The sequence below is a fragment of the Prochlorococcus sp. MIT2304 genome (assembly GCF_059772405.1).
Window position 1 is genome coordinate 1,258,722 of record NZ_CM186286.1, and the last position, 19,686, is coordinate 1,278,407.

A 19,686-nucleotide genomic window follows, 5' to 3' on the forward strand; every position below is an offset into this window, starting at 1 on the left:
ACATCATTCTTGCTTTTCCTAAATTCAAATGTCACTTTTCACATTCCAAGGAATCGAAATAATTGAATCATGCCTTTCCCATTTAGTCGAAGATAAAGAAACCTTTTCACTTAAACCAATCGTCTTTAAGGCTTGAACTATATGAATATCATTAATCTCCTTATCTAAAGCTATCGGCATTAGCAAAACTTGTGCTTCTGCAGGATCAGCCATCACATGTATTGATAAATCTTCTAAAGCTCGTTCAAAAAATATTTTTCTCATTCGACTTGTTAAAGGAGAACCCATTGCTTTCGCAAACAATTCCAGGCTTTCTTTGTCTCCAGAAAGCCCACAATTTAAACTTAACCAGATTAAAAATTTAACCCAGCTGTCCACGCTCCATAGTGGCTGAAAGCTATCTCGCTTACTATAAATTAATTCAATCAATGCGAACTCAAATGCTTTTGCTTGAATAGACGTGCGAGATATTTGTTCCATAGAAGACATTTTCTCCAACTACAGCCAAACTAGTGTTTATTGTTCATTATCTGTTTATTTGTCATGGATCTGAACGACCCTGAACTTGAGTTCTCCGATCTTGTCTACGCATATCAAAGCTGGGTAATTGCAGTAATCAACGATGAAAAATTAAATAGTAAGGAGAAGTTACTTACAGAAGAAATATCGGATGATGCTTTGAATGCTATGAGATTCTTACCTGGTGAAGTCACTAGCGCAATTGAGACAAGTTTAGCTCGCGTCTATGAAGTTGATTCTGATGAACTTTCTTCGATCTTGTTTCCAGAAGAATAGAGCCAATTATATAAATTGTTTTAAAAAATTATTGAGCTTTTGGCAGTTTTCTAAATCCTGATCCGCATGGAGAAGCTTCTGCCCCTTTTGGCGTGCTAATCAGAAATCCACCTCCACTTAAATCACCAAAATAATTCAGCTTTAGACCTTGAAAAAATTGGACTTGATCTTGGCGAGCATACAAAGTAATCCCGTCAGCTCTAGCGAGGGGAACACCATCATTCTTCCCTGGCCTAATTCTTATAAATTTCCATCCCTCTCCACACTTATCATCAAGTAAATCAATATGCATAACTCCTGGTGTTCCGGTAAAAGCAGCTTGCCTATTTAACTCTGCTACTGCTGTTGCTGAAATTTTTAATCCAGGACCATTTTGCATAAATTGAAAAATAATCTAGATGGGCGATCCAGGGTTCGAACCAGGGACATCCTGCTTGTAAGGCAGGCGCTCTACCGCTGAGCTAATCGCCCATACATTTTTTAGTCCTAGGACTAATTCATTTACTCTATACCTCAAGCTGCTCTGATGTTGAGAATTAATCATAATTAGATCAACGATTCAAAAAAAATCGTTTTATGAGCTTCGTTACAGCTCTCTCAGGACAACTAAAAATGACAAACACAAACCAATTAAATTTAGACAAAAAAATCAATAAACTCCTTGAAGTAGTTTCAGACCTTAGAGATCCTATTAATGGTTGTCCTTGGGATCTCAAGCAAACTCATCTTTCGTTGATCCCATATGTTTTAGAGGAAGCCTATGAAGTTGCTCACGCAATACGAGAAGGCAATCCTGACGAATTAAAGGAGGAGCTTGGAGATCTCTTATTACAAATAATTTTGCATGCTCAAATAGCAAAAGAAAAAAACTTATTTGATATGGGAGATATCATTGACATAATTACTGAAAAGCTAATTCGCAGGCACCCACATGTATTTCAAAAAAAAGCAATAGTAAGTATCAAAGAAGTGGAATACTCATGGGAAAAAATCAAGAATGAAGAGAGACCACCAAATAACTCAAAAACCCCAATTAGTGACGGATTAAAAGTAAAGATACGACCTCAACCTTCAACAAAAGCAGCACTAATCATCTCTAAAAAAGCATCAAAAAACGGATTCGAATGGGAAAAAAGTGATCAGATTTGGGATAAATTATATGAAGAATTAGAAGAATTAAAAGATGCATTAAAAAACGAAAATATTTCCGAGGCTGAAGCTGAAATAGGAGACGTATTATTTACATTGATCAATATTGCAAGATGGCATAAAGTATCTATAGAAGAAGGATTAGCAAAAACTAATAAAAGGTTCCTTGAACGATTAACATATATAGAAGAAAATATAGATGGCGAATTACATTCGCAATCAAAAAAGAAATTAGAAAAATACTGGGAATTAGCGAAGATCAATCTAAAGCATTAACATAGTAATTATGAACGACAAACTAAAGACAAGTTCAGAGTGGCTTGACGAATATCATCAAGGCGTTAGATATGGGCTACAGGGAAAAGTAATACTAGAAGAGTCAAGTCCTTTTCAAAAGATTACCATATATGAAAGCAAAAGATATGGGAAAGCATTATTACTTGATGATTGTTGGATGACCGCAGAAAAGTCTGAAAAGTATTATCACGAATGTCTTATTCATCCTGCCTTGTGTTGTTCTAAACAAATAGATAATATTTTAATTATCGGAGGAGGTGATGGGGGTAGTGCAAGAGAATGTTTAAAATATAAAGATGTTAAATCTATCGATTTAGTTGAAATCGATATAAGAGTTATTGAATTAAGTCAAAAGTATTTGCCAACTATTGGAAGCAATGCATGGTCTGATTCAAGATTAAATTTACAAATCAAGAATGGTATTGATTGGGTAAAACATACAAAAGAGAATTCATATGATGTGATTGTTATTGATGGAGCAGATCCTATTGGACCATCAAAAGAATTATTCAGCAATTCTTTTCTAAAAGATTGCCAACGAATACTTAAACCAGGAGGGGTTTTGGCAACACAAAGTGAATCCCCAGAATCTTTTCAGCAAATTCATATAAATATTGTCAAAGTTCTTCGTGAAATTTTTGACTACGCAGATCCAATGTATGGATCTGTATCCATATACCCAAGCGGTTTGTGGAGCTGGACATTTGCATCTATGGAGAAGCCAAAATATATGCATCCAAGAAAAAGTCGCGTAGAAGAGATTTCCGAAAATTGTCAGATTTGGAGTGAGAGATGGCAACAAGGAGCATTTAACACTATCCCTGCATTTATAGAAAGGGAGCTAGCAAAAACATGACCAAATACAACCTCAAAGATCTATCACTATTTAATAATGATGGTGCAATATTTATGGGTGCACAAAGAGGCATCGATCAATGCAGAGTATCGCTTTTAGGAGTTCCTTATGATGGGACTTGTTGCTTTAGGCCTGGTGCAAGATTTGGTCCTTCTGCTGTCAGGGAAGATAGTTATGGAATTGAAACATATTGTCCGCAATTAAATTTAGATTTAGAGGATATAAACTTTGCTGACATAGGTTCACTAGATGTTCCCGTTGGAGATGCAAAGTTAACACTTGATTATATAAGAGATGCTACAGATATATTACTTAAAAATAATTTAAAGCCGCTTATTATTGGTGGAGAACATTCAATAACAAGTGGAGTTATTAAATCAATAATTACTAATTATCCTGAATTAATTATTATTCAATTAGATGCTCATGCAGACCTTAGAGATGAATGGTTAGGTAGTAAATATAGTCATGCATGTACTATGAAAAGATGTTTAGAAATACTACCTAGCAAAAAGATTTTTCAAATAGGAATAAGAAGTGGAACAAAATCAGAATTTCATGAAATGAATAATACTAAAAGATTAATTCATCATACTTTAGGAGGGAATGGAAAATCTTTAGAAGAGGCTCTAAAAAGTTTTGAAGGGACCCCAATCTATTTAACTTTTGATTTAGATTGGTTTGATCCATCTATAATGCCAGGAACAGGAACTCCTGAGCCAGGAGGCTATTTCTGGGGAGATTTTGCAGCAATAATAGATGTGATTAAGTCTCATAATTTAATTGGTGCTGATGTAGTCGAATTATCTCCCAAATTAGATAACACTGGTATTAGTAGTATCCTTGCTGCAAAAGTTATACGTTCATTAATTATGTTATTGGATAAATCATCCTAAAAAATTTAAATTTTAATTCTCATTCAACTAATACCTTTTCAAAATCGAGTTGTTGATCAACAGATCTTTCAGAAATCTTTGGGAAATAAGGTTCTTTTTTTATCCAATGACCACAAGAAACAAATGAAGATATCTCAGAATGTATTTTTATCTTTCTAAGTTTGCACCATGAGAATGAATCAAAATTACTTGAAACACACTGATTGCAGCTTATACAAGATCTTTTTAGAGTCATCAAGTCTTAACCCAAGACTCATAGAGTAGTAAAACTTTCCGGATCGAGCCACAAAGCATTAAATTTAGTTCTAGAAATTCTTATGGGTTCACGTTTTTACTAGTGAATTTCTTTAAACGTTCAGCAAAAAATGAAATTACTGCAAACTCCTCTTTACGAAGAATGCCAAAAATTAGGGGCTAAAATGGTCCCTTTTGCAAATTGGGAAATGCCTGTTAGTTTTTCTGGGTTAATAGAAGAACACAATGCAGTAAGAAAAAATGTTGGAATGTTCGACATATCTCATATGGGTGTTGTGCAAGTAAAAGGTAAAAATATCAAAAGTTCATTACAAAATTTAGTTCCTTCAGACGTGTTTCGAATAGGACCTGGAGAAGCGTGTTATACAGTTTTTTTAAAAGAAAATGGAGGAATTCAAGACGATCTAATCATTTATGATCAAGGAATTTTAGACACAAATGAGGAAAGCATACTTTTAGTTATTAATGCCGCAAGAAAAGAATCAGACATTGAATGGTTAAATTTAAATCTTTCAACAAAAGAAATCTCAATATCCGAATTCATGCCTGATGGTGCATTAATTGCACTCCAAGGTCCACAATCAATCCATAAAATTGAGGAAATTCTTCAAGAGTCTTTATCCGATTTGCCACGCTTTGGGCACAAAACTATTATTTCTAATCCCAATTTAATTAACGGAAAAGACTCAATTTTTATCGCACGAACTGGATATACAGGTGAGGAAGGTTTCGAATTTTTGTCATCGCCAGAAACAGCACAGTCCATCTGGAAGAATCTCATTGCATTGGGGGTTACTCCATGCGGGCTTGGAGCAAGAGATACACTTCGATTAGAAGCTTCTATGCATCTATATGGCAACGATATCAACTTAGATACCACTCCCTTTGAAGCTGGCTTGGGTTGGTTAGTTCATTTAGAAATGCCTCATAATTTCATAGGCAGAAAAGCCCTAGAAAAACAAGCCGAAAATGGAACAGGGAAAAAACTTGTTGGTATTAAAGTGCAGGATAAGGGAATCGCAAGAAAAGGATATCCAGTTTTATACAACAACGAAACCGTTGGGCAAGTTACTAGCGGAACGTGGTCTCCAACATTGAAAGAACCTATAGCTCTTGCTTATGTGCCTAGCGAAATTGGGAAAACAAATACTAAATTAGAAGTAGAAATCAGAGGGAAGAAACATCCTGCAATAATCGTAAAAAGACCTTTCTATAGAAAAGGTTTTTGAGCAAGTAGAAACTGTGTTGTGCATAAAAGCCGTTCTTTGTGGGAAACTCATTATTCATGATGATTGAGAATTTCATGCGCAATAAGACTTGTGGAGAACTACGAGCTTCCGCAATTGGCGCAAATGTTCAACTATGTGGTTGGGTTGATCGCAGAAGGGATCATGGCGGTGTAATTTTTATTGATCTAAGAGACCGCTCTGGAACAATTCAAATAACAGTAGATCCAGATCAAGGCCAAAATCTTTTTAGCATCGCTGAAAGTCTCAAAAATGAGACTGTTCTTCAAATAAATGGATTAGTTAGAGCAAGACCTGAAGAAGCTATTAATACAAAAATACCAACCGGCGAAGTAGAGGTCTTAGCTGAAAATATAAATATTCTGAACAATGTTACTAGTACATTGCCTTTCTCAGTTTCAATTCATGATGAAGAGAGTGTTAAAGAAGAAATCAGGCTGAAGCATAGATTTTTGGATCTAAGAAGAGAGAGAATGAATAAAAATCTTCAATTAAGACACAACACAGTCAAAGCGGCTAGAAATTTTCTTGAAAAAGAAGGATTTATAGAAGTTGAGACACCTATTTTGACTCGATCAACTCCTGAAGGAGCAAGAGATTACTTAGTTCCCTCAAGAGTATGCGGTGGCGAATTTTTTGCATTGCCGCAATCACCACAATTATTCAAACAATTATTGATGGTTGGTGGCATTGAACGTTATTACCAAATCGCACGCTGTTTTCGTGATGAAGATTTACGCGCAGACAGGCAACCAGAATTTACGCAATTAGATATTGAAATGAGTTTTATGGAGGAAACAGAAATAATTGATTTAAATGAGAGGTTAATTGTAAACATCTGGAAAAAAATTAAAGGAATTGATCTCCCAACTCCATTTCCAAGAATGACTTGGCAAGAGGCTATGGATCGGTTTGGAACTGACAGGCCTGATACTCGATATGGAATGGAACTTGTTAATACAAGTAATTTATTTTCTAAAAGTGGATTTAAAGTTTTTTCAAATGCAATTTCTTCTGGTGGATGCGTCAAATGCATCACCATTGAGGAAGGGAATAATTTAATTAGTAATGTAAGAATAAAGCCAGGTGGAGATATTTTTAGCGAAGCCCAAAAAGCTGGCGCTGGCGGGCTAGCCTTTATTAGAGTTAGAGAGAATGAAGAAGTCGATACTATTGGAGCCATAAAAGAAAATTTAACTGCCTCACAGATAAAAGAACTCCTATCAAAAACCCAAGCGAAAGCTGGTGATTTAATCCTTTTTGGTGCAGGACCCACAAATATTGTTAATAGAACCCTAGATAGAGTTCGTCAATTTATAGCTCAAGATCTAAAAATTATTTCCGACAACAGATTAAAAACACAATGGAATTTTCTTTGGGTCACTGATTTTCCTATGTTTGAATTCAATTCTGATGAAAATCGTCTGGAAGCCATTCATCATCCTTTTTGCGCTCCTAAGCCTAAGGATATTGGTGAATCAAAAAGCTTATGGAAAGACAAATTACCCAGGTCAAATGCACAGGCTTATGATCTAGTTCTCAATGGACTAGAGATTGGTGGGGGATCTTTAAGAATTCACAACTCGGAACTTCAAAAAACTGTACTTGAAGTAATTGGCCTATCTAGCAATGAGGCAGAAGAGCAATTTGGTTTTTTAATTGATGCTCTTTCAATGGGTGCTCCTCCACATGGTGGGATTGCATTTGGACTTGACAGAATAGTTATGCTTTTAGCCAATGAAGATTCAATTAGAGATACTATTGCCTTCCCAAAAACACAACAAGCTCGTTGTTCCATGGCTAAAGCCCCTGCAACGGTTGCAAGCAAACAATTAAAAGACCTCCACATAGCCTCGACTTGGATCGAACCTGATTAAATTGATAGAAATTAGCAGCAAAAACACTATCGTAAAGAGAAAATATGTAAATTCCTTGGCGTTTAGCTGGATCAAGGTAGCTTAAAGAATGATTGAAAAGTAAATGGCAAAATTTGTTTTCGTCACTGGTGGTGTAGTTTCAAGCATTGGCAAAGGAATTGTTGCCGCAAGTCTTGGCAGACTACTGAAGTCAAAAGGGTACAGTGTTTCGATTTTGAAGCTTGACCCATATCTAAATGTTGATCCTGGGACGATGAGCCCATTTCAACATGGAGAAGTTTTTGTAACTGAAGATGGTGCTGAAACTGATTTAGACCTTGGGCATTATGAGCGCTTTACAGACACTGCAATGTCAAGACTAAACAGTGTAACTACAGGTTCCATTTATCAAGCTGTTATTAATAAAGAAAGACGAGGTGACTATGAGGGAAGAACAGTTCAAGTTATCCCCCACATCACTCGAGAAATTCGCGAAAGAATTAAACGTGTTGCAGACAATAGTGGTGCAGATGTAGTGATTTCAGAAATTGGAGGAACAGTTGGAGATATCGAATCTCTACCTTTTCTTGAGGCAATAAGAGAATTTAAAGGGGATGTAAAAAGAAACGATGTTGTTTATGTTCACGTCACATTATTGCCTTACATCGGTACCTCTGGAGAAATTAAAACCAAGCCAACACAGCACTCTGTCAAAGAATTACGTTCTATAGGTATTCAGCCAGATATTTTAGTTTGTCGTAGTGATAGGCCTATTAATGATGATTTAAAAAATAAAATAGGGGGTTTCTGTGGAGTTAACTCTGATGCGGTAATAGCATCTCTTGATGCTGACAGTATTTACTCAGTACCATTAGCTCTCAAAGATGAGGGACTTTGCAAAGAAGTATTAGATTGCTTGGATCTGAATGATCATGAAAGTGATTTAAAAGACTGGGAACAATTAGTCCATAAATTGCGCAATCCAGGTCCTTCTGTCAAAGTCGCATTAGTTGGCAAATATGTACAATTAAATGATGCCTACTTATCAGTAGTTGAAGCATTACGTCATGCATGTATCTCGCAAGATGCATCTTTAGATCTTCACTGGATCAATGCGGAGAACATCGAATCAGAGGGAGCAGAAAAACTACTTCAAGGAATGGACGCAATTGTCGTTCCTGGAGGTTTTGGTAACCGAGGCGTAAATGGGAAAATAGCTGCTATCAGATGGGCAAGGGAGCAAAGGGTTCCTTTTCTTGGTCTTTGTTTAGGTATGCAATGTGCTGTCATTGAGTGGGCTCGCAATTTAGCTGGGTTAGAAGATGCATCTAGTGCCGAACTAAATCCAAATTCAAAACACCCTGTTATTCACTTACTGCCAGAACAACAAGACGTAGTTGATCTAGGAGGAACAATGAGATTAGGAGTGTATCCTTGTAGACTTCAAACCAACACAACAGGGCAAAGTTTATATAGCGAAGAAGTTGTTTACGAAAGGCATAGACATCGTTATGAGTTCAATAATTCGTACAGAACCCTCCTAATGGAATCTGGTTATGTAATTAGTGGTACTTCACCTGATGGTCGGTTGGTAGAACTAATAGAATTAAAATATCATCCTTTTTTTATTGCATGTCAATATCATCCAGAATTTCTCTCTAGGCCAGGGAAACCACACCCTTTATTTAGTGGGTTGATTCAAGCTGCACAATTACGCGTACCATCCTCACCAAATGAGGCATTCAATCCACAATCCAAAATTATTGAAAAAAAATCTCTAGAACAGCAATAAATGAAACCATCTCTACCAGTAGTGGAATGTTTTCATTCTCTACAAGGAGAAGGAGAACATGCTGGTAGAAGCGCTTACTTCATTAGATTAGCTAGTTGTAAAGTTGGATGTCCTTGGTGTGATACGAAACATTCATGGAATTCCGAACTTCATCCACAAAAAAGTTTGATAGATTTATCAATTAACACAGCTAAAGCCCAAAAAGAAGGTGCAGCTTTTGTTGTAATCACTGGAGGTGAGCCATTACATCATAATTTAGATCATCTATGCAGAGAAATTAGGAAGTCTACACTCAACCTAGAAAAAAAATCTATTCCCATTCATCTCGAAACCAGTGGCGTAGATAGATTAAGTGGCAACCCAGATTGGATAACATTATCTCCTAAACGACATTCTCCTCCACGCCTTGATATTCTCTTATCTTGCCAAGAATTAAAAATTGTAATACATAACGCTGATGATTTACTTTTTGCTAAAAAAATGAATAATTTAATAAAAAACAATGGAAACATTAAACCTCAATTATTTTTGCAAGCTGGATGGGACCATGAAGAAGGGCAAACACTCGCGATAAAATTTGTAAAAAATAATCCTGATTGGAGATTAAGTATGCAAACTCACAAATGGCTAGGTGTACTTTAACCATCTAGATAAATGAGATTTTGCTTCATTAGATTTAGAAAAAATAATGATTAAACAGACTACAATTGCATTACTTTCCGGAGGAATTGATTCGGCTACAGCTGCTTGTATCGCTATGGAAGCTGGGCAAAAAGTAATTGGTTTATCATTTGATTATGGCCAACGACATTTGAAAGAATTACAAGCAGCAGCAGATTTAGCAAAAGATTTAAATCTTGAAGATCACATAACAATCAAGATTGATTTATCTTCTTGGGGTGGGTCCTCCTTAACCGACACGTCACAAAAAATACCAACTAAAGGCATACAAAAAAATACCATTCCTAACACTTACGTTCCAGGTAGAAACACAATCTTTATTTCTATTGGGTTAAGTCTTGCAGAGGCTCGTGGTGCAAATCGAATAGCATTAGGCATCAATGCAATGGATTATTCTGGATATCCAGATTGTAGACCGGATTATTTAGAGGCATATCAAGAATTAGCTAACTTATCCAGCAAAGTAGGGCGCGAGGGGAAAGGTATAAAACTGTGGGCTCCACTATTAAATTGGGAAAAAACAACAATCTTTAAAGAGGCATTACGCTTACAAATTCCTATAGAAAAAACATGGAGTTGCTATAAAGGTAAAACTCATCCGTGTGGCAAGTGTGATAGTTGTCGTATTAGAGATAAAGCATTAAAAGAAATAGGTCGGGCAGATCTATGTAGTCAAGATATCTTGTGAATAACATTAAACGACAACTATGTCAGTGGGAATCACCTGAGCTAGTAGCTCAAAAATTGATTCAAGAATGGGGAGAGGCGGGATTTATATGGCTTGATGGTGATGGGAGTGATTTAGGTCGATGGGTTACCTTAGGAATTAATCCTTTAAAGCAATTTTGTTCTAGAGAATTAGAAATTTCAAAAAAGAATTCAAATCCATTTAAAATTTTACGCGAATTACCGCCAGGGCATTGGACTGGTTGGCTGAGTTATGAAGCTGCAACATGGACAGAACCACAAAATCCATGGAAAACAAGTTCTATGGCAACTTTGTGGATAGCCTCTCATGACCCTATATTAAAATTTGATCTACAAAAGCAAGAGCTATGGCTAGAAGGCCAAGATCAAAAACGCCTATCAATAATGAAAAATTTTCTAAACAGTACTTTTCATCAAAAGCATTCCAAAATAGACACTGAAACTACAAAAAAAAAAGAAAGCAGGCATCGTATCCCACTAGGATCCTGGGAATGGAAATTAACAAGTCAAGAATATTCTGAAAGAGTTGATCAGATCAAAAAATGGATTGCTAACGGTGATATTTTTCAAGCCAATCTAACCACCTCTTGCCAAGCCCCATTACCAAAATCCATGCGTCCAATTGACGTATATTCAAAACTAAAAGAATGCTCTCCTTCTCCATTTGCAGGAGTAATTATCGGAGATCAATTAGCAAAAGGAGAAGCTATTATATCAACTTCCCCAGAACGATTTCTAAAAGCTTTACCCAGTGGTGAGGTGGAAACAAGACCAATCAAAGGGACTAGACCCAGAGATAAAGATCCAGAAAAAGATGCAGATTGGGCAGCAGAGCTTATTTGTAGCTCAAAAGATCATGCTGAGAACGTAATGATTGTAGATCTACTAAGAAATGATCTTGGAAGAGTATGCCAACCTGGCTCAATCAAAGTCCCTCATCTACTTGTTTTAGAGAGCTATTCTCAAGTTCATCATCTAACTTCAGTTGTGAAAGGCAAGCTCATGACAAATAAAACTTGGGTAGACTTATTGGAAGCCTGCTGGCCAGGTGGCTCAATAACAGGAGCACCCAAGCTTAGAGCATGTAAAAGATTGTATGAACTTGAGCCAACAGCAAGAGGTCCTTATTGTGGGTCAATACTAAATATCAATTGGGATGGAGTCTTTGACAGCAATATTCTTATTCGATCTTTAATGGTTAAAGAATCCTCTATCACTGCCCATGCTGGATGTGGAATCGTTGCAGATTCAGATAGCAAAAAAGAAGCTGAGGAAATGAATTGGAAATTAATGCCACTTTTAAAAGCATTAACATGATTAACAATAAAAGCAAAAAATTAGGCTGGATTAATGGTCACTGGGGAATCTTCAATGATTTAAAAGTCCCAATTAATGATCGAGGACTGAACTTTGCGGATGGTATATTTGAAACAATTTTAATTTTGAATGGAGAGCCACAGCTTCTAGATCAGCATTTAAATAGATGGGAAAAAAGTGCAAGTATCTTAGAAATGAATTCACCACCATCCAAAGAATGGTTGATTTCACTCATTGAAGATGGAATTAATCGAGCACAATTAAATAATATAAATGGAGTGATTCGTATTAATTGGACTAGAGGAGAATCTAAACAACGTGGAATTGATATAAGTCAAACAAGCCATCATAGTTTTTGGTTAGAGATAGATTCTTATCGACCAAATTTTGAATCTATATCTACTATGATTAGTCAAACTGAAAGAAGGAATTCTTTTAGCCGTTTAAGTTATTGTAAAACATTTTCTTATAGCCAAGGAATTCAAGCACGCTTAGAAGCGAAAAATGCAGGCTTTAATGATGCAATATTATTAAATAGTCAAGGTGAAATATGTTGCTCCACTACAGCAAATATATTTGTAAAAAGAGGAAATCGTTGGTTGACCCCACCATCTAATAGTGGTTGTCTACCTGGCATAATGCGTCAACGAGGAATTGATTTAAATATAATAAAAGAAAACATCATTGAGGCCACACCTCAAGATAATGATGAATGGTTCTTAATTAATAGTTTGAGTTGTCGGCCAATCAAACAGATAAATAAAAAAAAGTTGAGGGTCAAAACAAACCCTAAAGACTTTTGGCTAAACCTATTGAAATCTACAGAGAGTAATTGTCACTTTTAACTAGATTGGAATTGGGAACGTAACATCAGCGGGTGGAGGAGAACAAGCCTCTACTTGGAAATTAACAACAGACCCTATTACAACGATAGAGGGAGAGATGAAATTTTCGGCTTCTACTCGATCAAAAAGAGTCTCTAATGATGATTTTATAAAGCGTTGTCCAACAACAGTTCCCTGCTGAATCACTGCTGCAGGTGTGGTTGGATTCATTCCCCCAGCAATTAACTCTGTAGAGATAAACTTTAAATTATAAACACCCATATATATGACTAATCCATCACTGGATTGAGCTAGAGAGCGCCAATCAACTGCTGGACGCTTTTTATCAATTCCTTCATGTCCAGTCACAAAAGTTACTGAAGATCCAGCAAGCCTATGAGTAATAGGTATACCTAAATAAGCTGGAGCAGCGATGCCAGATGTAACTCCGGGTACAACCTGAACTGGCACACCTTTTTTAGCAAGATAGGCAGCTTCTTCCGCACCTCTACCGAATAAGAATGGATCACCTCCTTTTAATCGGACTATGCAAGAACAACTCTTAGCTAAATCAAAAAGGATATCATTCGTTTTTCTTTGAGGAACTGAATGGTGACCACGTCTTTTACCAACTGAGTGAAGTTGGCACTTTGCAGATACCAAGTTAAGCAACTCAACTGGAACTAAAGAGTCGTATACAAGAGCATCACATTGCCTAATTAATCTTTGTGCTTTAACTGTTAACAAATCAGGGTCGCCAGGCCCTGCTCCCACTAGATAAACAGTACCAAGCTGCTCTGTGGTCATGGCAAGTTTCCTAAGATATTTATAAGACCTCGATGAATCATTTCAATTTCAAGCAAAGATTTGAGCTGTTTCCCTTTACTATCAATTTCAACATTTTTATTTGGGGTTAAAAAATAAGGAATAGGAAAATAGTTCTTTTCACCATACAAAATATCTTGGTTCCATCTGGTCCATGAATATAATGGTATGTCTAAGACATTTTCCAATGATTTAACGAAAACACTAGAGGTCTCTAAAGAAACAGGATGATGAATCAATGCAGGTTTATCATAAGAACTATGATTATTTATCCAATCACCTATTAATGATAGCCATGGGTGAAAAGAACCTAAAAAAGGAAACAATTTAATATTTTTACCATCGTCCTGAAAACGTTTGAATATTTTTGGAACATCATTACAGACATGAGTGCCAGGTAACAAAAACAGAGGAACCAATAACATTGATTTTTTACCAATCTCAACTTGAGGTGGAACTTCTTGAGTCAAAGCCTCTATAGAGACAGATCTATTCTTATATCTTTTTAATTGTTCTATTATGGAAATGAGAGATGAATGAATTTCCCCACCTTTTGAGCCATGCACAAGTAAATGTAAGTGATGATGAGTCTTCAGATCAGTTCTGTTCGGTAACAAAGACAACCCTTCACTAATACCTGTATGTGTATTACTAATTCCAGTTAACTCATCAAAAGCCAAATCATGACAAACCTTAGCTTCAGAACTAATAGTTTCATTTGAGGAGAGAGTCCTTTTTGGAATACTATCAAGAACCAAAGAAGAAAAAGATTTAAAAGTACTTTTCATCGAGACCTATTTGCAGTGCAAGAAGTATGGAAAATGCTCAAAAATCAAACAATTAGGAGCATTGAACAAAAATGGAAAATAATACTAAAAAAAATTGAGACCAATTGAGACCGATCAATCAAAGCGATAATCTTGTTTTAGATTTAGATAAAATAAAAAAATACTCAACGCAACGAACTTGCATACAAAACTAAACTTTCAAAGCAAACACACGAATGTCATATAAATACGAAGAATTTAAAACTTATTTAAGAAAAATAGGGAGTGGGCAATTTACAGGAAAAAGTCTAACTCGTGGAGAGACTAAAGCAGCTATCAAACTGATGCTGAAAGAAGAAGCAAGTGCAGCACAAATTGGTGGTTTCATGATTGCACATAGAATTAGACGTCCTATCCCGGAAGAATTAGCCGGGATGATTGATGCCTACATAGAACTAGGGCCAAAAATTCAATCACCCAGTAATCAACGTCAACCTATATTTTTTGGGATGCCTTTTGATGGTCGAAAAAAAACTGCACCTCTATATCCTCTTACAACCCTACTATTACTAACGCAACAACAGCCTGTTATTTTGCATGGTGGTTCTCGTATGCCTGTGAAATACGGTGTTACTCATAACGAACTCTTTCAAGCCTTAGGATTAAATTTAACTGGCCTATCAATTTCTCAAGTACAAAGTTTTTTCAACCATAACGAACTTGCTTTAATCCATCAGCCAGATCATTTTCCTCTAGCTGAAAGTTTAATACCTTATAGAGATCAAATAGGTAAACGACCACCGCTATCCAGTATGGAATTAATCTGGACATGTCATCGAGGAAAGCATCTACATATAAGTGGCTATGTTCATTCTCCAACTGAAGAAAGGCACTGGAAAACACTTGAGCTTATGGATGAAGAAAACATAATTACTGTTAAAGGACTTGAAGGTGGGATCGATCTTTCAATAAGTCGTTCATCAACAATTGGTCATTATAAAAATCAAAATGGAACTAGAGCGGTTTATCATCCCAAAGACTTTGAATATTCAGGACAAGATCTTGAATGGACCAACATCGAAGACTGGCAGAGATTTGCTTTCCAAGCTCTTAATGGAGAAGGCCCGTTAATTAAAGCACTAGAATGGAATGCTGGTATTTACTTTTTTTATGCTGGCTTAAGTTCTGATATTAAAGTTGGAATCAATAAAGCAAAGGAAGTAATCAATTCAGGATTTGCTTTAGAGCACCTAGAAAAATTAATCAAGTGGAGACAAGCAAATATTGATTCATAAGAAGACTTTTTTAAAAGGAATTCAATACAAAGTTTTTGCCATTAAATAGCGTAAAAAATGAACACCTCCTATTTGAATTTCCTCCGGAGCAGTAATTGTCCATCCATGACGTAAAAGCAATTTATAGCTACATAAACTTGCCTCTGTTTTTAAATTTATAGGTCTATCTTTGAGAGTATCTTCTTCAATTTGATGTAATAAAGCTGTAGCGTGACCCTGTCGTGACGAACGCCCTCGGCAATAAAGTAATGCTAAGCGATTAGTTGGATATCTCAAAGCAAATGCTTCAATCGTCTTATTAACACAACTCACCCAACCAACTCCTTCCTTAAGAGGTTTATCTAAAATCCCAGGGAGATAAGCCAAGGAAGACCAAGCATCAATCTGTTTTTGGCTGTATAAGGATTTATCACAAGTTCGAATAGCATCTTCATAAACTTCTCTCAAAGCCATTTCATCGGAACTCTCACAAGGTCGCAAATATCGATTTAGACTGTGTCTACTTAAAGATGTCAAATTCACTGACAATATGAGAGGGTGAATAAATTATGAGCTATTTGCTTTGAGAAGGCTAAAAATTCCCACACTTTTAGGAGCTTTCATAACACTTCTAGATGATCGATTAGGTGAAACTATTGTTTTACCTCTCTTACCTTTTTTATTAGAACAATTCACCACAAGCGCAACAACTCTTGGTTTTCTAACAGGAACTTATGCAATATCTCAGTTTGCTGCAGCCCCGTTAATTGGTGCGATGAGTGATCGTTTTGGACGTAAGCCTATCATGATCATTTGTGTATCAGGTTCTGTAATTGGCATATGTTTATTTGCAATAACCGTGAGTCTAGATTGGGATAATTATTTACCTTTATGGGCCTCCACTTTACCTTTATCTTTACTATTTTTGGCAAGAATAATTGATGGCATAAGTGGAGGTACTGCATCTACTGCAACTACCATACTTGCAGATATATCAACCCCCGAAAATCGAGCAAAAACCTTTGGTTTAATTGGAGTAGCCTTTGGTTTGGGTTTTATTCTTGGGCCAGGATTAGGAACAGCCCTTGCTAAATTTAGTGTTACTTTACCGGTATGGGTCGCAAGCGGATTTGCAATATTTAATTTGATTTTTGTAATTTTATTTTTACCAGAAACACTGCCTAAAAATAAAAGAAATCTATTACCAAGAAAAAGAGATTTGAACCCAATTAGTCAGCTACTAATTGTATTTAAAAACCCCTTAGCTAGAAGACTTTGCTTATCATTTTTTGTCTTCTTTATGGCATTTAATGGTTTTACAGCTGTTTTAGTACTCTATTTAAAAGAAAAATTTGGATGGAGTCCTGAATTATGTAGTGCTGCTTTTATTGTAGTCGGAGTTATCGCGATGATTGTCCAAGGAGGACTCATCGGTCCTCTTGTAAAAAGATTTGGGGAATCGAGATTAACTTTTACTGGTATTGGATTTGTAATGGCAGGATGTATTCTTTTAACTCTCGCAAATACAGATACATCAATTCCTCTTGTATTCAGTGGCGTCGCAATACTTGCAATGGGAACTGGACTAGTAACGCCTAGTTTGAGAGCATTAATTTCGAGAAGACTGAGTTCTATAGGTCAAGGAGCAGTATTAGGGAATCTGCAAGGGTTACAAAGTCTAGGAACTTTTCTTGGAGCAATAGCAGCAGGTCGCTCATATGATCTTTTTGGACCGAGAAGTCCATTCTTTGGTACTATTTTGCTTCTATTAATTGTTATGTTTTTAATCTCAGGAAAAAGTCTTACACAAAAACAAGCAATTTCCTAGACTTATAGATGATCAAGATATTAAAATAATAATTAAAAATTGAATAAATTTGTTGAAGATATGACTACTCTAAAAATCAATAATGAAAATTATATAAATCGTGAACTGAGTTGGATTGATTTCAATAAACGTGTTTTAGAACTTGCTATAAAAGAAGAAACGCCATTACTAGAAAAAATTAAATTCAGTTCAATATTCAGTAATAATTTAGATGAGTTTTTCATGGTTAGAGTCGCTTCATTAAAATCACAAGTAGAAGGTGGGATCTCAAAAAGAAGCCAAGACGGAAAATCTCCTGAAGAACAACTTATTGAAATTCGTAGTTATTTAGATCCTATTTTAAAGACACAGCAAGATAAAACCAGACAATATATAAAAAAAGATTTTAAAAAAAATGATATATTTATACTTGAATATAATGAATTAAACGAAAGGCAAAAAGTTTGGATAGATAATTATTTTACAACTGCAATTTTTCCTATATTAACTCCTTTAGCAGTTGACCCTTCTCATCCATTCCCATTTATAAGTAATCTTAGTTTAAATTTAGCTGCAATTATCGTCGATAGTGAATCAGATAAAGAACAATTTACGCGTATAAAAATTCCTAGGGAGAGTATTTCTAGATTTATAAGTATTCCAATTGAACTTCATGAGAATGAATCAACAAAATACACAGGAATTGCCATTGAAGAAATCATTGCAAATAACCTATCCATGCTTTTCCCTGGAATGGGTGTTAAAGAATATTCGTTCTTTCGTGTTACTAGAGACGCAGATTTAGAGCTGCGCGACATTGAAGCTGATGATTTAATGAGCGCGTTAGAAGAAGGTCTACGCAAGCGCCGCAAAGGAGGTGAGGTGGTAAGGCTAGAAGTCTCCACAAATACGCCATCAGTAATTCTTGAGCTTTTACAAGAAGGGATGAATATTGACAAAGAAAATTTATATCAAATTGAGGGGTTCTTAGCATTAGATGAATTAATAGAATTAACAACTTTCAATCTTCCAAAATTAAAATTTAAAGAACATCAAGGCATCACTCATAATTCACTCAAGCATAGTCAGTTGCGAGAACAAGAAGAATTAGATACTAGAAATAAAAGTAATTTTAAAAGTATATTCTCTATCATTCGCCGTAATGATTTACTAGTTCATCACCCATACAATCTTTTCTCGACATCAGTCGAAGAGTTTATAAATCAAGCTGCGGAAGATAAGCAAGTCATGGGAATCAAAATGACTTTGTATAGAATTTCTAAAGACTCTTTAATTATTGATGCACTAATAAGAGCTGCTGAGAAAGGGAAACAAGTCATGGCTCTCGTTGAACTAAAAGCAAGATTTGATGAGGATAATAATATCCAATGGGCAAAACAATTAGAGCAAGCTGGCGTTCATGTCGTCTATGGAGTTATTGGACTAAAAACTCATACAAAAATCGCTTTAATCATCAGAAAAGAAAAAAACAGATTACGAACATACTTTCATATTGGAACTGGTAATTATAATTCGAAAACTTCTAAAACATACACAGATTTTGGATTGCTGTCTTGTCAACCTGAGCTTGGTCAAGATCTTATTGAGCTATTTAATTATCTGACTGGATTTGCTAAACAACAATCCTACAGAAAATTATTAGTCGCACCGGTAACTCTTAGAAATGGAATAGAAAAACTAATCAAAAGAGAAATAAATTATGCAAAAAATGGCTTACCGGCCAGGATAATAGCGAAAATGAATTCCCTGGTAGATCCAGAAATTATAAAACTTCTATATATAGCATCTCAAGAAGGAGTAAAGATTGAACTTATCATTAGAGGTATGTGTTGCCTATATCCCCAGAAAAAAGGGTTAAGCGAAAACATATCAGTGACAAGCATTATTGGTAGGTTTTTAGAACATTCAAGAGTCTTCTGGTTTAACAACGATGGAGATGCAGAGGTATTTATTGGCAGTGCAGATTGGATGAGGCGAAATTTAGATCGAAGAGTTGAAGCAGTTACACCTATTGAAGACAATAAAATTAAAAGAGAAATTAAACATTTATTAGATTCTTATTTAGAAGCAAATAATGACTCTTGGAATATGCAAAGTGATGGTAGCTACGCCAAAAATCAAATTTTGAATGATAAGAAAAAATATATTCAAGAAAAAATTATTAAGCTATACAAAAAAGAAGAAAATTAAAAATTTCAAAGCTTTTCGAAAAACATTTAATCTATTTTTTCGATGCGCTTTATACCTAATTAGGCAAAAAGTCATAAATTTTTCGTTTCAATTAGTCAACTTCTCCTTATAAGTGCTAGCTTCTTAATA

General features: G+C 35.5%; 20 protein-coding genes and 1 tRNA gene. 14 read left to right on the top strand and 7 right to left on the bottom strand.

Annotation, left to right across the window (positions count from 1 at the left end):
• Window positions 1-24: 24 nt before the first annotated feature.
• Window positions 25-480 (bottom strand): protein phosphatase, encoded by a 456-nt coding sequence (locus AC6EIY_RS07355; RefSeq protein WP_498508179.1) that lies wholly within the window; start codon window positions 478-480, stop codon window positions 25-27.
• A gap of 63 nt (window positions 481-543) precedes the next feature.
• Here AC6EIY_RS07355 and AC6EIY_RS07360 point away from each other — a divergent pair, with 63 nt between their 5' ends.
• Window positions 544-795, top strand: coding sequence for a hypothetical protein (locus tag AC6EIY_RS07360; protein ID WP_158467456.1), 252 nt, complete (start codon window positions 544-546; stop codon window positions 793-795).
• A 28-nt stretch (window positions 796-823) separates the two neighbouring features.
• Here AC6EIY_RS07360 and AC6EIY_RS07365 read toward each other — a convergent pair whose 3' ends face one another.
• Complete coding sequence (locus tag AC6EIY_RS07365; protein ID WP_498506296.1) at window positions 824-1,174, bottom strand: AIR synthase; 351 nt, start codon at window positions 1,172-1,174, stop codon at window positions 824-826.
• Window positions 1,175-1,194: 20 nt separating this feature from the next.
• Window positions 1,195-1,266: transfer RNA gene (locus AC6EIY_RS07370), tRNA-Val, on the bottom strand.
• Between the two features lie 141 nt (window positions 1,267-1,407).
• On the opposite strand from AC6EIY_RS07370, the gene mazG reads away from it, so the two are divergent.
• The 3 genes from mazG to speB are packed head-to-tail and all read left to right on the top strand — an operon-like array spanning window position 1,408 to window position 3,993.
• The gene (gene mazG, locus AC6EIY_RS07375) at window positions 1,408-2,220 is read left to right on the top strand and encodes a nucleoside triphosphate pyrophosphohydrolase (RefSeq protein ID WP_498508181.1); all 813 of its coding nucleotides are present in this window, start codon (window positions 1,408-1,410) and stop codon (window positions 2,218-2,220) included.
• Window positions 2,221-2,230: 10 nt separating this feature from the next.
• On the top strand, window positions 2,231-3,097 hold the full coding sequence (gene speE / locus AC6EIY_RS07380; RefSeq protein WP_498506297.1) for a polyamine aminopropyltransferase: 867 nt from the start codon (window positions 2,231-2,233) through the stop codon (window positions 3,095-3,097).
• On the top strand, window positions 3,094-3,993 hold the full coding sequence (speB, locus tag AC6EIY_RS07385) for an agmatinase (protein ID WP_498506298.1): 900 nt from the start codon (window positions 3,094-3,096) through the stop codon (window positions 3,991-3,993). Before speE ends, speB begins: the two co-directional genes overlap by 4 nt.
• Before the next feature lie 19 nt (window positions 3,994-4,012).
• On the opposite strand, the gene AC6EIY_RS07390 is transcribed toward speB, so the two are convergent.
• Window positions 4,013-4,228 carry a metal-binding protein gene (locus AC6EIY_RS07390; RefSeq protein ID WP_498506299.1) on the bottom strand — a complete coding sequence of 72 codons (216 nt, stop codon included), beginning with the start codon at window positions 4,226-4,228 and terminating at the stop codon, window positions 4,013-4,015.
• A gap of 130 nt (window positions 4,229-4,358) precedes the next feature.
• On the opposite strand from AC6EIY_RS07390, the gene gcvT reads away from it, so the two are divergent.
• The 7 genes from gcvT to AC6EIY_RS07425 all read left to right on the top strand — a co-directional run bounded on the left by gcvT (window position 4,359) and on the right by AC6EIY_RS07425 (window position 12,694).
• On the top strand, window positions 4,359-5,477 hold the full coding sequence (gene gcvT, locus AC6EIY_RS07395) for a glycine cleavage system aminomethyltransferase GcvT (protein WP_498506300.1): 1,119 nt from the start codon (window positions 4,359-4,361) through the stop codon (window positions 5,475-5,477).
• A 74-nt stretch (window positions 5,478-5,551) separates the two neighbouring features.
• Window positions 5,552-7,372: an aspartate--tRNA ligase gene (gene aspS / locus AC6EIY_RS07400; RefSeq protein WP_498508183.1), complete on the top strand. Its 1,821-nt coding sequence runs from the start codon at window positions 5,552-5,554 to the stop codon at window positions 7,370-7,372.
• A gap of 103 nt (window positions 7,373-7,475) precedes the next feature.
• The gene (pyrG, locus tag AC6EIY_RS07405; RefSeq protein WP_498506301.1) at window positions 7,476-9,143 is read left to right on the top strand and encodes a CTP synthase; all 1,668 of its coding nucleotides are present in this window, start codon (window positions 7,476-7,478) and stop codon (window positions 9,141-9,143) included.
• Complete coding sequence (locus tag AC6EIY_RS07410) at window positions 9,144-9,785, top strand: 7-carboxy-7-deazaguanine synthase QueE (protein WP_498506302.1); 642 nt, start codon at window positions 9,144-9,146, stop codon at window positions 9,783-9,785.
• A gap of 46 nt (window positions 9,786-9,831) precedes the next feature.
• Window positions 9,832-10,512: a 7-cyano-7-deazaguanine synthase QueC gene (gene queC / locus AC6EIY_RS07415; RefSeq protein ID WP_498506303.1), complete on the top strand. Its 681-nt coding sequence runs from the start codon at window positions 9,832-9,834 to the stop codon at window positions 10,510-10,512.
• On the top strand, window positions 10,509-11,849 hold the full coding sequence (locus AC6EIY_RS07420; protein ID WP_498506304.1) for an anthranilate synthase component I family protein: 1,341 nt from the start codon (window positions 10,509-10,511) through the stop codon (window positions 11,847-11,849). Before queC ends, AC6EIY_RS07420 begins: the two co-directional genes overlap by 4 nt.
• Window positions 11,846-12,694: an aminotransferase class IV gene (locus tag AC6EIY_RS07425; protein WP_498506305.1), complete on the top strand. Its 849-nt coding sequence runs from the start codon at window positions 11,846-11,848 to the stop codon at window positions 12,692-12,694. Before AC6EIY_RS07420 ends, AC6EIY_RS07425 begins: the two co-directional genes overlap by 4 nt.
• Here AC6EIY_RS07425 and cobA read toward each other — a convergent pair whose 3' ends face one another.
• Together cobA and AC6EIY_RS07435 are read right to left on the bottom strand one after the other, a co-directional pair.
• Window positions 12,695-13,480, bottom strand: coding sequence for a uroporphyrinogen-III C-methyltransferase (gene cobA / locus AC6EIY_RS07430; protein WP_498506306.1), 786 nt, complete (start codon window positions 13,478-13,480; stop codon window positions 12,695-12,697).
• On the bottom strand, window positions 13,477-14,286 hold the full coding sequence (locus AC6EIY_RS07435) for a CbiX/SirB N-terminal domain-containing protein (protein ID WP_498506307.1): 810 nt from the start codon (window positions 14,284-14,286) through the stop codon (window positions 13,477-13,479). The genes cobA and AC6EIY_RS07435 overlap by 4 nt, the downstream gene beginning before the upstream one ends.
• A 215-nt stretch (window positions 14,287-14,501) precedes the next feature.
• Between AC6EIY_RS07435 and AC6EIY_RS07440 the strand changes: the two genes are divergently transcribed.
• Window positions 14,502-15,560 carry an anthranilate phosphoribosyltransferase family protein gene (locus tag AC6EIY_RS07440; protein ID WP_498506308.1) on the top strand — a complete coding sequence of 353 codons (1,059 nt, stop codon included), beginning with the start codon at window positions 14,502-14,504 and terminating at the stop codon, window positions 15,558-15,560.
• Between the two features lie 21 nt (window positions 15,561-15,581).
• Here AC6EIY_RS07440 and AC6EIY_RS07445 read toward each other — a convergent pair whose 3' ends face one another.
• Window positions 15,582-16,013 carry a GNAT family N-acetyltransferase gene (locus tag AC6EIY_RS07445; protein WP_498508184.1) on the bottom strand — a complete coding sequence of 144 codons (432 nt, stop codon included), beginning with the start codon at window positions 16,011-16,013 and terminating at the stop codon, window positions 15,582-15,584.
• A 109-nt stretch (window positions 16,014-16,122) separates the two neighbouring features.
• Here AC6EIY_RS07445 and AC6EIY_RS07450 point away from each other — a divergent pair, with 109 nt between their 5' ends.
• Entirely contained in the window at window positions 16,123-17,367 is a 1,245-nt protein-coding gene (locus tag AC6EIY_RS07450) for an MFS transporter (protein ID WP_498506309.1), read from the top strand.
• A gap of 60 nt (window positions 17,368-17,427) precedes the next feature.
• Complete coding sequence (gene ppk1, locus AC6EIY_RS07455; protein ID WP_498508186.1) at window positions 17,428-19,557, top strand: polyphosphate kinase 1; 2,130 nt, start codon at window positions 17,428-17,430, stop codon at window positions 19,555-19,557.
• Window positions 19,558-19,686 lie beyond the last annotated feature (129 nt).

Excerpts from the sequence above, each read along its gene's own strand:
- AC6EIY_RS07355 (WP_498508179.1), bottom strand. The coding sequence starts at position 480 with ATGGAACAAATATCTCGCACGTCTATTCAAGCAAAAGCATTTGAGTTC.
- AC6EIY_RS07360 (WP_158467456.1), top strand. The coding sequence starts at position 544 with ATGGATCTGAACGACCCTGAACTTGAGTTCTCCGATCTTGTCTACGCA.
- AC6EIY_RS07365 (WP_498506296.1), bottom strand. The coding sequence starts at position 1,174 with ATGCAAAATGGTCCTGGATTAAAAATTTCAGCAACAGCAGTAGCAGAG.
- mazG (WP_498508181.1), top strand. The coding sequence starts at position 1,408 with ATGACAAACACAAACCAATTAAATTTAGACAAAAAAATCAATAAACTC.
- speE (WP_498506297.1), top strand. The coding sequence starts at position 2,231 with ATGAACGACAAACTAAAGACAAGTTCAGAGTGGCTTGACGAATATCAT.
- speB (WP_498506298.1), top strand. The coding sequence starts at position 3,094 with ATGACCAAATACAACCTCAAAGATCTATCACTATTTAATAATGATGGT.
- AC6EIY_RS07390 (WP_498506299.1), bottom strand. The coding sequence starts at position 4,228 with ATGACTCTAAAAAGATCTTGTATAAGCTGCAATCAGTGTGTTTCAAGT.
- gcvT (WP_498506300.1), top strand. The coding sequence starts at position 4,359 with ATGAAATTACTGCAAACTCCTCTTTACGAAGAATGCCAAAAATTAGGG.
- aspS (WP_498508183.1), top strand. The coding sequence starts at position 5,552 with ATGCGCAATAAGACTTGTGGAGAACTACGAGCTTCCGCAATTGGCGCA.
- pyrG (WP_498506301.1), top strand. The coding sequence starts at position 7,476 with ATGGCAAAATTTGTTTTCGTCACTGGTGGTGTAGTTTCAAGCATTGGC.
- AC6EIY_RS07410 (WP_498506302.1), top strand. The coding sequence starts at position 9,144 with ATGAAACCATCTCTACCAGTAGTGGAATGTTTTCATTCTCTACAAGGA.
- queC (WP_498506303.1), top strand. The coding sequence starts at position 9,832 with ATGATTAAACAGACTACAATTGCATTACTTTCCGGAGGAATTGATTCG.
- AC6EIY_RS07425 (WP_498506305.1), top strand. The coding sequence starts at position 11,846 with ATGATTAACAATAAAAGCAAAAAATTAGGCTGGATTAATGGTCACTGG.
- cobA (WP_498506306.1), bottom strand. The coding sequence starts at position 13,480 with ATGACCACAGAGCAGCTTGGTACTGTTTATCTAGTGGGAGCAGGGCCT.
- AC6EIY_RS07435 (WP_498506307.1), bottom strand. The coding sequence starts at position 14,286 with ATGAAAAGTACTTTTAAATCTTTTTCTTCTTTGGTTCTTGATAGTATT.
- AC6EIY_RS07440 (WP_498506308.1), top strand. The coding sequence starts at position 14,502 with ATGTCATATAAATACGAAGAATTTAAAACTTATTTAAGAAAAATAGGG.
- AC6EIY_RS07445 (WP_498508184.1), bottom strand. The coding sequence starts at position 16,013 with ATGGCTTTGAGAGAAGTTTATGAAGATGCTATTCGAACTTGTGATAAA.
- ppk1 (WP_498508186.1), top strand. The coding sequence starts at position 17,428 with ATGACTACTCTAAAAATCAATAATGAAAATTATATAAATCGTGAACTG.